Source organism: Microbulbifer sp. YPW1 (assembly GCF_013367775.1).
Classification (GTDB): domain Bacteria; phylum Pseudomonadota; class Gammaproteobacteria; order Pseudomonadales; family Cellvibrionaceae; genus Microbulbifer.
This window is the reverse complement of sequence record NZ_CP055157.1, coordinates 3,199,030-3,212,410: the sequence shown is the minus strand read 5'-3', so window position 1 is coordinate 3,212,410 and position 13,381 is coordinate 3,199,030. Positions and strand designations below refer to the sequence as shown.

10 protein-coding genes are annotated in these 13,381 nt (G+C 57.5%); 1 reads left to right on the top strand and 9 read right to left on the bottom strand.

The features are described 5' to 3' along the window. Nucleotides 1–107: 107 nt before the first annotated feature. The 3 genes from HUW35_RS13115 to HUW35_RS13105 all read right to left on the bottom strand — a co-directional run bounded on the left by HUW35_RS13115 (nt 108) and on the right by HUW35_RS13105 (nt 4,071). Complete coding sequence (locus HUW35_RS13115; protein ID WP_305075984.1) at nt 108–311, bottom strand: hypothetical protein; 204 nt, start codon at nt 309–311, stop codon at nt 108–110. A 182-nt stretch (nt 312–493) separates the two neighbouring features. After that, nucleotides 494–2,479, bottom strand: coding sequence for a DUF3604 domain-containing protein (locus tag HUW35_RS13110; protein WP_181252729.1), 1,986 nt, complete (start codon nt 2,477–2,479; stop codon nt 494–496). A 59-nt stretch (nt 2,480–2,538) separates the two neighbouring features. After that, complete coding sequence (locus tag HUW35_RS13105; RefSeq protein WP_255463287.1) at nt 2,539–4,071, bottom strand: arylsulfatase; 1,533 nt, start codon at nt 4,069–4,071, stop codon at nt 2,539–2,541. A 235-nt stretch (nt 4,072–4,306) separates the two neighbouring features. On the opposite strand from HUW35_RS13105, the gene HUW35_RS13100 reads away from it, so the two are divergent. Beyond that, complete coding sequence (locus tag HUW35_RS13100; RefSeq protein WP_181252727.1) at nt 4,307–5,419, top strand: cation diffusion facilitator family transporter; 1,113 nt, start codon at nt 4,307–4,309, stop codon at nt 5,417–5,419. Nucleotides 5,420–5,477: 58 nt separating this feature from the next. On the opposite strand, the gene HUW35_RS13095 is transcribed toward HUW35_RS13100, so the two are convergent. From HUW35_RS13095 to purL, 6 genes are all read right to left on the bottom strand, one after another. Continuing rightward, a complete protein-coding gene (locus HUW35_RS13095; RefSeq protein ID WP_181252726.1) occupies nt 5,478–5,801 on the bottom strand; it encodes a TfoX/Sxy family protein in 324 nt (107 codons plus the stop codon). 398 nt (nt 5,802–6,199) lie between these two features. Further along, on the bottom strand, nt 6,200–6,940 hold the full coding sequence (locus HUW35_RS13090; RefSeq protein WP_181252725.1) for a carbonic anhydrase family protein: 741 nt from the start codon (nt 6,938–6,940) through the stop codon (nt 6,200–6,202). A 182-nt stretch (nt 6,941–7,122) separates the two neighbouring features. Then, nucleotides 7,123–7,554 (bottom strand): YqaA family protein, encoded by a 432-nt coding sequence (locus HUW35_RS13085; protein WP_181252724.1) that lies wholly within the window; start codon nt 7,552–7,554, stop codon nt 7,123–7,125. Then, a complete protein-coding gene (locus tag HUW35_RS13080; protein ID WP_181252723.1) occupies nt 7,551–8,216 on the bottom strand; it encodes a gamma-glutamyl-gamma-aminobutyrate hydrolase family protein in 666 nt (221 codons plus the stop codon). Before HUW35_RS13080 ends, HUW35_RS13085 begins: the two co-directional genes overlap by 4 nt. Next, nucleotides 8,189–9,175 carry an amidoligase family protein gene (locus HUW35_RS13075; RefSeq protein WP_181252722.1) on the bottom strand — a complete coding sequence of 329 codons (987 nt, stop codon included), beginning with the start codon at nt 9,173–9,175 and terminating at the stop codon, nt 8,189–8,191. The genes HUW35_RS13080 and HUW35_RS13075 overlap by 28 nt, the downstream gene beginning before the upstream one ends. Before the next feature lie 178 nt (nt 9,176–9,353). Next, nucleotides 9,354–13,232 carry a phosphoribosylformylglycinamidine synthase gene (gene purL, locus HUW35_RS13070; RefSeq protein WP_181252721.1) on the bottom strand — a complete coding sequence of 1,293 codons (3,879 nt, stop codon included), beginning with the start codon at nt 13,230–13,232 and terminating at the stop codon, nt 9,354–9,356. Nucleotides 13,233–13,381: the final 149 nt, after the last annotated feature.

The window sequence follows — 13,381 nt, the reverse complement described above, 5'->3', positions numbered from 1 at the left end:
CGACTTCTGCTGCCCGAGCGGCGGCGGAAGTTGCAATCTCCGATGCCACGGATGGCATCACTGGCGGCGAATCCCAGCGGGTTTAGCGCCGAAACCCTTTTGCTACTTCATCTCAACCACGACCTTTTGAATCCCGCCGGTAAACTTGTTCGGCGGTTTGTATTCATGAGTAACAGGCTGTCCGGTGTCTTCGCCAATACCAAAGGTATCAATGCCGAAGCGGCCGGCATTGCTTTCGGCACGTCTTTGGAATGTTCCACGCCTGCTTTCTTCGCGTCATACAAACTCCAGCGGCACACTGGATTCTCCAGTAAGCGTGCATAGTAAAATGCGTGTTCGGCCGGGTCGAAATCCGGATCAGTTCAGGTCGCTGTCAGTTGCTCTGAACCCGATTCTCCGAACAAGCTATCAGTACTGCTACAGAACCTATCAGGGCTAGAAATTTCATCAAAAATCTTCGCTTTCACTGACAGCTCGACCGCTGATCGAGTATTTACGGCGTATACCAAATCGGGCTGGAGAAAGCGCGCTCCTGCTGTACCGTCGGTACCTTTTTATCCATTTCTATCTTGTTTCTGACTTTATCGTACAGGGTCCAGCGCGGTGTGGGGATCTGCAGAACCCGTACGTAATACACTGCCTTGTGTGATGGATTGAATTCCTTGTCCTCGAAATAGGCCACCAGTTGCGCGTCACCGATATCGTTCGTGTACTCTGCGGTTTCAAGGTCAACAGTATTTCCCACATGTTGGATATGGCCCTGACCATCCATTTTTCGATTACCGGACCACTTGACGTTGTAGACCTTCTCGTGGGTATCGCCGTTGCCATCGACCCAGCCTTTAACAATCTGGATACGATCCAGATTGGCGCCCTCCGGGTCTTTCATTGCCGCAACCAGGAATTTGATCCGCTTGCCGCCCTTGTCACCCTTGAGCTTTCCGCCCATGGGAACGCCTTTTTCATAGCCCGCTGCGGCGATATCACCTTCCGCGTCACCCTTGGAAAAATCAAACCCGCCAAAAAAACGCACTGTCATACGGGGCCCGGTGGTGGCAAACGTTTCCTTGCGCATCATGGCATCCCAGATGGCCTCGCGGGTATTTTCCGTTGCCCAGACACCGGTAATACCCGAAGCGGCCATTTCCCAGCCCATGTAGGTATCGGTGGGGCCGCTCAGCAGCGGAAAATCCCAGCGTGTCTTGTTACTCGGTTCGAGGGTTTTGAACTTGCCAAAGAAGTTATCGTCGTCCGCGGTGGAAAGCCCGGTGTGGGTATCCGTACCGGCATTGGCTCCGTACTGGAAGGGGTTGGTACCAAGCTCATCTTCAAGACGCATACCTGCCTTGAGCGCCGGGCGCCAGTATTCATATTTGAACGAGCCCGGGGGCTTGGGTTTGAGAATCAGGTTGCCGCGATCCCACAGGTCCCAATCGGCAAATTCGTCCTCGGGCGAAAGGCTAGGATGGGATTCACTCTGCCCTTTGATCTGCGTGACTTCATAAAGCGGTTCGTAACGGGCACGCATTTCCGCCCACTCTTTGGTCATCGGCGAACCATCAAAGCGCTTCTCCTCGAACATGCGGCCGTTGGACATATTGCCGTTGTGGGGAATGGCCAATACGCGGCCGCCAGTTTTATCTTCATAGGCCTTCATCCAGGCCCAGAGTTTTTCCGGGTCCTGGGTTTCAAAGGTCGTCAGCGGTAATAAACTGCGAGTCTTACTGGCGTCGTCGCGGAAAATCACATTGCGGTGCAGGTTGTCGCCACCATCCGCGTTGACAGTCCACTCATAGGCAATAAACGTGGTGAACTCGCCCGGCTTGTAAAATTTTTCCGCCGCATCGACGGTTTTTTCCCAGGCAGACTTCATCCACTTGGGATCCATAACAGCCTTCGGCAGTTTCCCTTCCGATTGCAGAACGATCAGTTCGCTCTTGGCGTCGGCGGCTTTTTTCTCGTCACCGGAATTGAGTGCTTCATTCCAGCGTTTCAGCGTCGGGTCCGCCATCATTTCGGGATTGCCGGCAACTAGCTCATTGATGACCCCCATACCATCGGAGTGGTCCGTGATCATAAACCAGTCATAAGGCCGTGAAAGCTTTGCCTTGAGCCCGGTGTTTGACTTCACTTGCTCGCCGGTGGCAAAGCGGTAGGCGTCCTCCGGGGAGAGGATTGCGCCATCCATCCCCGCATCCGCCGACCAGCCGGTATGTACATGGGTGTCGCCGAAGTACGCCTGGGTGGTTCCGCCACTCGAGGTCGTAGAAGTCATATCTGAAGAGGTATCCGACCCCAGCTCCTCACCGATAATGACCTCTCCCTCCGATCCAGATTCTCCACCGCCTTGCGAGGTGGTCGACTGCTCACTAGCCGTACCAACCGTTCCGGCATCATTCTGCGCTTCTTTTTCGCCACTACAGGCGGATAAAGCAATGGCCGCAGCGAGCACAGAAAGTAGCAACCCATGATTATTCATAATTCATTCCTTGAAATTTTACGCGATGCCGACATCCCAAAGGTGCCCTTAAAACTGGACTACCTGCTCACTGCCTGGGAGTTGATGAATTTACTCACCTGCTCGACGCTCAATGACATACTTTCCTGGTTCGGCGGGAACTCTTCGAAAGATTTAACAAATTCAGCGATCTGGTTGCCCGCTGGTCCCAGGATCCAGCTGCGGTTCTCGGCCCATTCATCATAGCCGCGCGCGTCAATAAAACGTTCAAACGGGTCCAGCTTCAGATTGATGATGTAGGGGGATGTCATGGGAAGTTGAGTCGCGCGGAACCACTCTTCCTGGTCAATAAATAGCAGCTTCCAGTCACCGTAGCGCATGCCGTGGAAGGTCGTCTCGGTAAAGTAGTAAAACTCTTTGCGCTTGGTCTTACCCTGGTTCAGTAAAAGGTCGGTCTGGTCGTAGCCATCCAGATGCACCTTATAGCGGGTTCCGCCTATCTTGGCGCCGCTCAAAAGATCCTCTTTCAAATCTTTCTGACCGACAAAGGACATAATGGTCGGCAGCCAATCCTCCATTGTCATAAATTCACCGGTTGAAACACCCGCGGGAATATGGCCCTTCCATTTGACCAGCATCGGAACCCGGAAGCCGCCTTCCCAACCACCTACGCCTTTTTCACCGTGGAAAGGCTGATTGCCACCATCCGGCCAGGAATTGGACGCAGCACCATTATCGGTGGAGAACATCACCAGCGTATTATCCGCCACGCCGAGCTCTTCAATCAGATCAAGTAGCTCGCCGACATCGTCATCCAGCTCCATCATGCCGTCGGCATATATGCCATAGCCGCTTTTGCCCTGATACTCCTTGGACAGGTTGGTGCGGTAGTGCATGCGAGTGGTGTTGTGCCAGACAAAAAACGGCTTGTCGGCTTTTACCGCATCCCTGATGAATCGCATGGACTCCTGCAGGACTTTTTCATCCAGGGTCCGCTGTACCTCTGTACCAAATGGCCCCAGATCCTGAATATCCTGCTTGCCACCGGGAAGCGCCTTGGAGTGCACAATACCGCGCAGCTTCAGGCCGAGCCTTTCCTGCACCGCTTCATCCTTGGGGTAATCGTACTGTTCCGCATATTCGCCCGCATTCAGGTGGTAAACGATGCCGTAGAACTCATCGAAACCATGGGCCGTCGGCAAGTGTTCGTCGCGGTCTCCCAGGTGGTTTTTACCGAACTGGCCGGTGGCATATCCCAGAGGCTTCAGCATTTCAGCCAGCGTCGGCGTGTCTTTCTGCAAACCCTGTTTAGCACCCGGCAGGCCCACTGTACTCAAGCCGGTACGCATCGGGTACTGCCCGGTAATGAAGGCCGCACGGCCAGCGGTACAGGATGCCTGGGCATAGTGATCCATAAAGATCATGCCCTCGTCGGCAATACGGTCGATGTTGGGCGTCGAACCACCCATCATTCCGCGGTGGTAAGCACTGATATTCCACATGCCGACATCATCGCCCCAGATGACAAGAATATTGGGCTTTTCTGCAGCAAAAGAAGTGACGGCAACGAGGCATAGATAGAGAGCGCTAGCGAAGTGCGACAGTTTTTTCACGGATACCTCTGACAAAATCTGAAATGCTTGCTTGGAATGACAGGAATCGGGCTTTGGCAAGTATAGGCACCGCATATTTCTGTACCGGGTAAATGGCAGGTGAGACCTCCTCTCTGTCAATAGGAGAAAGTTTCAACGGTTCTATAATCAGCTGTCGCCAGGAACCCTGTAGATACAGTATCTTGGGGAAATTTATTAATTCATGGAAAACAAGCAAAAGCTTTAAGGGGAAAGCATGGCTCAGGGCTCCAAGAAAGCCGTTCTCTATGCCATTTGTGTGAACGCCATTATTACCGTACTAAAAGGCGTCGCCGCACTGGTCACCCACTCGGCCGCGATGATGAACGAGGCGGTGCACAGCCTGATGGATACGTTGAATCAGGTGTTCCTGCTGATCGGACTAAAGCGCGGTGGGCGGCCCGCAGACAATCAGTACGCCTTTGGCCACGGACAGAAAAAATATCTGTGGAATCTGTGGAGTGCCATCGGCCTGTTTTCCATCGGTTGCGGCCTCGGCCTGGCCCACGCATGGCATGCGTGGAAAAACCTCGGGCATATCGAGCGCCCCGAGTCGATCGCGTTTCTCGGCTTTGAAATTGCGCCCATCTGGATTTCTGGCGCGGTGCTGACCATCGCTTTTGTACTGGAAGGCTATGTACTGCTGGTGGCGGGTAAAGAGTTCTTATCCCGTATGCGGGCCGACGGTCGGCGCAACCCCTTCCGCTACCTGGCGGCTGCGGATGATCCCACGCTGATTGCAGTACTGCTGGAGGACTCCATCGCGGTTACCGGCGTGATCCTCGCCGCCACTGGTATCGGCATGACCCAGAGCACCGGCAATCCCATGTGGGATATCGGGTTCTCTGTAGTGATTGCCGTCATGCTGGGCTTTACCGCGGTGTTTCTGGGCATGATCAACATGCGCTATCTGACCAACATCCGGGACCTGGAAGCCGAACGCGCCTTTGACGAAATTGTAAAAGGACACCGGGCAATCGAGCGCTATCACGACCTGCGCTCGGTGATCGTGGATGACACCCACACAGTGGTGGTGGCAGAGGTCGAAGTGAGGGAAGAAGTACTGATGCGCGCTATGCCCGAACGTATTGCCGAGCACGAGCGCAAGTTACTGGATCGGGTGCCGGAACACCGGCGTACGGAAGCGGTACTGGAATATGCGGAAACCCGGGCGACAATCCAGGCCACTCTGGAGGCCACGGAAGAGCTGATCGATCAGCTGGAGGCAGAGCTGAAACGGCGGTGCGCCCAAGTTTTCCACCTTACTATTGAAATCGACGGCATTGCAGCACCGTCGAAACTGGATAATCCGGAACAACTGGATCACTGAGCAAGCGGCCGGGAGACCCTTGCGACCTCCCGGCCTCCCCCTGCCCTCTATACTGGGCTTACTTCGGAGGCAGGCTACCGGCGAACTCCACGCCGCGGGTTACCCAGCCATCGAGGTCTTCGGCGATGGCATCCTCTTCGACATACACCATGCCCTTCAACGGCCGGCCGGTGTAGTCCATCGGCCGTGTGTAGCGTTCTCCCAGGGCCGCCTGATAATTATCCGGGCCCACCCGCACCATCAGTTCTTCGCCCACCACCCCGCAGGCCATATTCCCGTTGAGCATGAATGCGAGACCGCCAAACATCTGTTTCTCGCTGAGGCCATCTTCCTTGGGAAGTAGATCGCGGACTTTTTCCACCAGTTCTTCGTTATACGCCATGATGTACTCCTTCTCTGAGATTCGCTGAACTCGCTGCAATTCAGTTCCTGCCACCTTGCCGCCCATAGGCAGGTGCCAGCCACCCCTCTACGCTCTGGTAGCCACTAGATACATTGTGTTGATTTCCACGTCGGGGTGCTGGTATAAAATTCCCGATAATGAAACGGCTGAGTGATCGCTCTCAATCACTGGGCGGGCAGGAGGCGGGCTGATGTACTCAGCCAGGATTTGCAGTATGGCTGCCATACGTGAAACGTTATTGCGGTTATTATTTAAAGTGTAGCAAAGAAATAAAAAAACGCCCGGGTGCGCTGCGCTTCCGTCCCTAGGGCATGGTTCCTGAATAGAAGTGGCTTTCGCGGCTGCCCCCCAGAAGGATCAGCCACAGACGGCAAGCGTCAGCTCAGTAGCTCCAGGCGACCATCATTCAAGTGATACATGGCGCCGACGATCTTGATCTTGCCTTCTTTTTCCATCTTCGCCAGCACCTCGCTCTCTTCGCGAATCTCTTTGATGGAATGGCGCACGTTGTTCGCGGCAACCTGATCCACGAACTCCGCGTTCTTGCTGGTGCGATCGCCGTCGTACTTGGTCGTTTGCACCGCCGGCTGGATCTCATCCAGCAGTCCCGTGAGCTTACCCAACTTCACCTTGTCGATGGCGCCCTTAACAGCGCCACAGGCGGTGTGCCCCATCACCAGGATCACTTTGGCGCCTGCTGCAGCACAGGCAAACTCCAGACTGCCAACAATATCGTCGTTGCATATATTGCCGGCCACCCGGGCATTGAAGGATTCGCCCAGCCCCATATCCAGCAAAATCTCCGCAGGCGTGCGCGAATCGATACAGCTGAGGATTGCCGCCGCCGGGAACTGCCCCTTGGCGCTGGCGCGCTTTTGCGCGAGATAGTCGTGCTGCTGCATTTTGCCGCTGCGAAAGCGCTCGTTCCCCTCTTGCATCATCGCAATGACATCGTCCGGGCTCATGGCATCGCGCTCTTCCTTGGTGAGCGCTGCCGCGAAGCTCACGCCGGAAAAACTCATCAGGCCAGTACCCGCCACCAAACTGGCTGCACCCCCTGCCAACGCGGTTTTGATGGCGTGACGGCGGCTGATGCAGGAATCGAGTTTATTACTCATGGGATTATCTACCTGATCCAGGTTAAGGGTTTATGGAACTCCGAAAACAGATGGATGGCTTTCGCGCCACCGCATCGTACCTGTAACTCAGTCTAGACAAACCTGGTGATACGCAGGAACGAAAAAGCCCCGGGTAAACCGGGGCTTTTTTTGGGGAGGCGGGGGCGGATTCGCACGGACGACTAGCCGAACACTGCGGACTGCTGCAGGTAAACCACAGAGACATAGCGCAGGCCCTTGCCAACCCCCACCAATAAAATAAACAGCCACAGGCGTACCCGCATGATACCGGCGATCAAAGTCAACGCATCGCCACCTACCGGCATCCACGCGAGCAACAGGCTCCAGAAGCCATAGCGCTGGAACCACGCCTGCGCCCTGGCAATCTGCTTATGGGAGAAGTAAAACCAGCGTCGATCCTGAAAGTGCAGCAGGTAGCGGCCCAAGACCCAGTTCACCACGGCACCGAGGGTATTGCCCAGCGTGGCAACGGCAACCAGCAGCAGCGGATCACCGCCATCGCGCAGCAGCGCAAACAGCACCACCTCCGAATAAAAGGGCAGAATGGTTGCAGCGAGAAAGGCGGATGCGAACAGCACCAGGTAGCTGATCACTTCGCCCCCTGGTTTCTCAGCCAGCGAAACAGGGCAAATTGTGCTGGCAAATAGAAAAGATATTCGGGATGCCATTGCACGCCGATAATTGGGCGCCCGCTATCGCTTTCCACGGCCTGGGTGAAGTCATCAAGGTCGCGTCCCACGACCCGCAGGCCTTTGCCCAGGCGCTTTATCGCCTGGTGGTGAAGACTGTTAACCCGTAGTTTACGCCTTGTGAGCTGCGCTAGGGTTGACTCCGGCTGCACGAATACCTGCTTGGTAGGCAACAGGCCGGGGCGATTGTAAGTACGGCGACGCAGGTTGCGGATATCGCTGTGTAGATTGCCCCCAAGTACGACATTGATCAGCTGTGCACCGCGGCAGATACCCAGCAGTGGCAGTCGCTGCTCCAGGGCATAATTGATCCAATGAATTTCCAACTGGTCCCGCTCGGGATCGGATTTCACTTTTTCCCGCAGATCACCGTGATAGTGCTCGGGACTGATATCGTCGCCGCCACCGATCACCAGTCCGTGCAGGGGGTTGCCCGAAGGCTTGTGTCGCACACTGATCCGCTCCGGCGCAGCGCCGGCCAGCCACAGCGCTGCGGCAGTACACCACCAACCCGGCGACCAGCGCCGCGCGGTTCCCGTTACACCAATGCGTGGTCGTTCAGCCATTGCTCGACAAAGTCAGTCCATTTGTTGCGATTGACACCCAGTATTGGCTGGCTACGCGATAGGAATTCCTCGCTCAGCTGTGCCTGTAGCTCTGGCTGTGCCGCCAACGCTTCTACGGCACACCAGGTATTCCAGCTAATCGCCAGCGACCAATCGGGTTTTTCTATCTGGCAGTTGGGGAGGCGGTAGTGAAACGCCGGACGCGGCTTGATACGCGGATCATCGACCGCACGACGCACCCGCGCCTCGTCGATTTCCGCCAACAACGGCAGCAGATCAAGAGCACGATTGCGCGTGGCATTGTGCTGCAGGTAATCGGAGAAAATATCGTCCATCGACGGCTGCCTCTGCTCACACAGCAGACGCACGTAGGCTTCCGGATACAGGTCGATGTAGGGGCTTGCCCGCCGGGCAATATCGACTTCGTGCGTGTCTACCAGCCACCATTGCAGCAACGCAAAAGCGCGCAGGTAGGCAAATACTGTTTCCGCTTCAAGCCGCGGAATCTCCGCATTGATGTGCACACCGTAAGCGGCGATCAATGATTCCTCGGTGCCGCGGGCACCGGCGTCACGCAATGCGGGCACCAGTGCCTGTAACATGGGCAGCCGATCGAGTGGCAGGGGCGGACAGACTACTTCGATAGGAACCACCAGCGCGGCCACCTGGCTCAACAGGTCGAGCCAGCCATCACCCCCCTCTTTGGCGCCGCTCTCAGAGGCGTAGCGTTTCAGAAAGTCCCAATCGATTTCGATGTTGAAGCAACCCAGATCGTGATGTAGAGACATTTCTGCCGCCGAATCTTGTTGCAACTCGCCACCCAGGGCGGCCGCTACCGCGTTGGCGGCGGTTTTCAGGGTAAGGCCGGAAAACTCCAACTCAAACCCTACTCGCCGCGGGTTCCCGGAAGCGGTTTCCCGTACCGGAGGCATTTTAAATGCGGGCTCCTCTGTATTCATCGCTGCTCCCCCACAATGTGGTTGCGATCACATCTGAAGTATTACCCTAACATGCGCCATTGGTCGATGTCGCATAGCGGGCGCACGCGCGAATGAACACACAACAGCGTCGGTATCGCGCCCTAAAAAAAAGCCCCGGTAAACCGGGGCTTTTTATCACGTGCTCAGAGCCTGTCTATCAATCGACAAACACCCGCGCATTGCGGAACAGGCGCATCCAGCCGGAGTCCTCTTCCCAGTCATCCGGGTGCCAGCTGTTGCTGACCGCGCGGGCAACTCGCTCCGGGTGCGGCATCATGATAGTCACGCGACCGTCTTCGGAACACAGCGAGGTAATACCGTTCACCGAGCCGTTGGGGTTGGCCGGGTAAGTCTCGGTAATCTGCTGCTTGTTGTTCAGGTAGCGCATGGCGATGGTGCCGGACTGCTCGCAGTCTTCCAGCTGCTGCTGGCTGGCAAACTCCACACGACCTTCACCGTGGGCAACGGCTACCGGCATGTAGGAACCGGCCATGCCCTTGAACAGCACGGACGGGGAATCTTCCACGCCCACCAGCGCGAAGCGCGCTTCGTACTGTTCGGACAGGTTGCGCACGAAGCGCGGCCAGTGATCCGCACCGGGGATCAGCTCCTTAATTACGGAGAACATCTGACAGCCGTTACACACGCCGAGGCCGAAGGTGTCCTTGCGGTTGAAGAAGCCTTCGAACTGGTCGCGGGCGCGATCGTTGAACAGAATGGTCTTGGCCCAACCTTCACCGGCGCCGAGCACGTCACCGTAGGAGAAACCACCACAGCCAACCAGCCCCTTGAACTGATCCAGCTCAACACGACCGGACAGGATGTCACTCATGTGCACATCAACCGCATTGAAACCGGCGCGGTGGAAGGAATGCGCCATCTCAACCTGGCTGTTGACGCCCTGCTCGCGCAGGATGGCAACCTTCGGACGTACACCTTTTTTGATGTAGGGCGCGGCGATGTCTTCGTTGATGTCGTAAGACAGTTTCACCGACAAGCCCGGATCTTCCTTGGCGCTCTTGGCGATCGCATCGAATTCCTGCTTGGCGCAATCGGCGTTGTCGCGCAGGGACTGGATACGGTAGCTGGTCTCGGACCAGATCTGCTGTAGTTCCGCGCGGCTGCGGCTGAAGATTTCTTTATCTTCGCGTGTAATGCGCAAGTGCTCGTTGTCGTTCAGTTCACCAATACGGTGGGCCGGCACGCCCACGGAGGCAAAGCGCATTGCCAGCATGTCCGCATCGGCAGCCGGTACCTGCAGCACCGCACCCAGCTCTTCGTTGAACAGCGCGGCAATCGGGTCATCGCCGAGGTCGTAGATCTCTACATCGACACCCACGCGGCCAGCGAAGCTCATTTCCGCCAGAGTGGCGAAGAGGCCGCCGTCGGCGCGGTCGTGGTAGGCGATGACTTTTTCTTCTTCCAGCAGCTCCTGCATGACTTCGAAGAAGCCTTTCAGGCGCTTGGCGTCATCCAGGTCCGCCGGGGTATCGCCAAGCTGGCTGTAAACCTGTGCCAGACAGGAACCACCCATGCGGTTTTTACCCGCACCCAGGTCTACCAGCAGCAGCTCGCTCTCGCCCTTCTTCATCTTGCGCAGCTGTGGGGTAACCACTTTGCGCACATCGGTGACCGGGCTGAACGCGGAAATCACCAGGGACAGCGGTGCGGTAACCGCCTTGTCGACACCGCCATCGTTCCAGGCGGTGCGCATGGACATGGAGTCCTTGCCTACCGGGATGGTGATACCCAGGTCCGGGCACAGCTCCATACCCACTGCTTCCACAGTGCGGTAGAGCTTTTCCTCCTCGCCCGGGTGGCCGGCGGCACACATCCAGTTGGCGGAAAGCTTGATATCGGACAGCTTCTTGATCGGTGCCGAGGCGATGTTGGTAATCGCCTCACCCACCGCCAGGCGGCCGGAAGCCGGGGCATCCAGTAGTGCCACCGGGGTGCGCTCGCCCATGGACATGGCTTCACCGGCGGTGCTGTCGTAGGCCACGGTGGTTACGGCGCAGTCTGCTACCGGTACCTGCCAGGGGCCGACCATCTGATCGCGGGAAACCTGGCCGGTTACGGTGCGGTCGCCGATGGTGATCAGGAAGCTCTTGCTGGCCACGGTGGGCAGGCGCAGTACGCGCTCTGCCGCCTCGGCGAGATCGATCTTGCTGGTGTCGAAGGCGGTGGTCTTCGCTTCCACCTTTTCCGCCACTCGGTGCATCTTCGGCGGCTTGCCGAACAGCACGGACATGGGCAGGTCCACCGGCTTGGCGTCGAACTGCTTGTCGTTCAGGGTCAGGTGTTTTTCATTGGTGGCTTCACCCACCACCGCAAACGGCGCGCGCTCGCGCTCGCAGATCTTCTCGAAGCGATCCAGATCCTCCGGCATCACCGCCAGAACATAGCGTTCCTGGGATTCGTTACACCAGATTTCCAGGGGGCTCATGCCCGGCTCATCGGAAGGCACATTGCGCAGCTCGAACTTGCCGCCGGTGCCGCCGTCCTTGACCAGCTCCGGGAAGGCGTTGGACAGGCCGCCGGCACCCACGTCGTGGATAAACGCAATCGGGTTCTTGTCGCCCTGCTGCCAGCACTGGTCAATGACCTCCTGGCAGCGGCGCTCGATTTCCGGGTTCTGGCGCTGTACGGAAGCGAAGTCCAGGTCTTCGGAGCTGGAGCCACTGGCCATACTGGAAGCGGCACCGCCACCCAGGCCGATCAGCATCGCCGGGCCACCCAGCACGATCAGCTTGGCGCCGGCTTTGAATTCGGGCTTGTCCACATGCTCTTCGCGGATATTGCCGTAGCCGCCCGCCAGCATGATCGGCTTGTGGTAGCCGCGGCGCTCGCCGTCGAAATCTTCTTCGAAGGTACGGAAGTAACCGCAGATGTTCGGACGACCGAATTCGTTATTGAACGCGGCACCGCCGATAGGGCCTTCGATCATGATGTCCAGCGCGGTGACGATGCGCTCAGGCTTGCCGTAATTCACTTCCCACGGCTGCAGGGCGCCGGGGATCTGCAGGTTGGACACTGTAAAGCCGGTCAGGCCCACCTTGGGCTTGGAACCACGGCCCACGGCACCCTCGTCGCGGATCTCGCCGCCAGCGCCGGTACCCGCACCGGAGAAGGGTGCAATGGCCGTCGGGTGGTTGTGGGTTTCCACCTTCATTAATAGATGGATGGCTTCCTGGCTGAAGCCGTATTCCTTGGTGACCGGATCCGGGTAGAAGCGACCCGCTTCGTGGCCGACCACTACCGCGGCGTTGTCCGCGTAGGCAGACAGGACGTCTTCGCCGCCCTTCTGGTAGGTGTTCTTGATCATGCCGAACAGGGAGTGCGGCATCTCTTCGCCATCGATGGTCCAGCTGGCGTTGAAGATCTTGTGGCGGCAGTGCTCGGAGTTCGCCTGGGCGAACATCATCAGCTCAACATCTGTGGGATTGCGCTCCAGCTCTTCGAAGCTGGTGAGCAGGTAATCGATTTCGTCATCCGCCAGCGCCAGGCCCAGGCTCACGTTGGCAGCTTCCAGCGCCCCGCGGCCACCGTCGAGCACGTCCACACGGCCCATCTGACGGGCTTCTTCCACCACGAACAGTTGTTCGGCCTGCTCCATCTGGAAGTAGACGCTCTCAACCATGCGGTCGTGCAGCAGAGCAACCAGATCGCTCCGTTCAGCCTCGGTTAATTTGACCCCGGTAAGGTAGTAGGCAACACCCCGCTCAAGGCGGTGCACCTGGGTCAGGCCCGCATTGTGCGCAATGTCGGTTGCCTTGGACGACCAGGGAGAGATAGTGCCAGGGCGCGGAACCACGAGGATCAGCTCGCCTTCCGGCTGGTGCTTCTCCTCGGTGGGGCCGTACTGCAGCAGACGCTCCAGCAGCGCCTGGTCCTTCTTGCCCAGCTTGTCGCTGTCGGCAAAGTGCACAAACTCGGCGTACACGTCTGCAATCGCGGGCTGCAGGGCGCGGAGTTGGGTAAGGAGTTTTTGATGGCGAAATTTCGACAGTGCGGGAGCACCACGCAGAACTAGCATCGCGGGATTTGGCCTCTTGTCTGGATTTGAGCGCCTGCGGGCGGAAGTATCAGGGTTACGAAGACGCTGCCACACAGGTACACCGGGAATCGGAGCGCGCGCATTGTACCCGATGCTCCGCCGCTCCAACACTGCCGGAAACTAACTTG

Bases quoted from the DNA above. Each gene is read 5' to 3' on its own strand.
- HUW35_RS13080 (WP_181252723.1), bottom strand. From the start codon at position 8,216: ATGGCTGAACGACCACGCATTGGTGTAACGGGAACCGCGCGGCGCTGG.
- HUW35_RS13100 (WP_181252727.1), top strand. From the start codon at position 4,307: ATGGCTCAGGGCTCCAAGAAAGCCGTTCTCTATGCCATTTGTGTGAAC.
- HUW35_RS13090 (WP_181252725.1), bottom strand. From the start codon at position 6,940: ATGAGTAATAAACTCGATTCCTGCATCAGCCGCCGTCACGCCATCAAA.
- HUW35_RS13110 (WP_181252729.1), bottom strand. From the start codon at position 2,479: ATGAATAATCATGGGTTGCTACTTTCTGTGCTCGCTGCGGCCATTGCT.
- HUW35_RS13095 (WP_181252726.1), bottom strand. From the start codon at position 5,801: ATGGCGTATAACGAAGAACTGGTGGAAAAAGTCCGCGATCTACTTCCC.
- HUW35_RS13075 (WP_181252722.1), bottom strand. From the start codon at position 9,175: ATGAATACAGAGGAGCCCGCATTTAAAATGCCTCCGGTACGGGAAACC.
- purL (WP_181252721.1), bottom strand. From the start codon at position 13,232: ATGCTAGTTCTGCGTGGTGCTCCCGCACTGTCGAAATTTCGCCATCAA.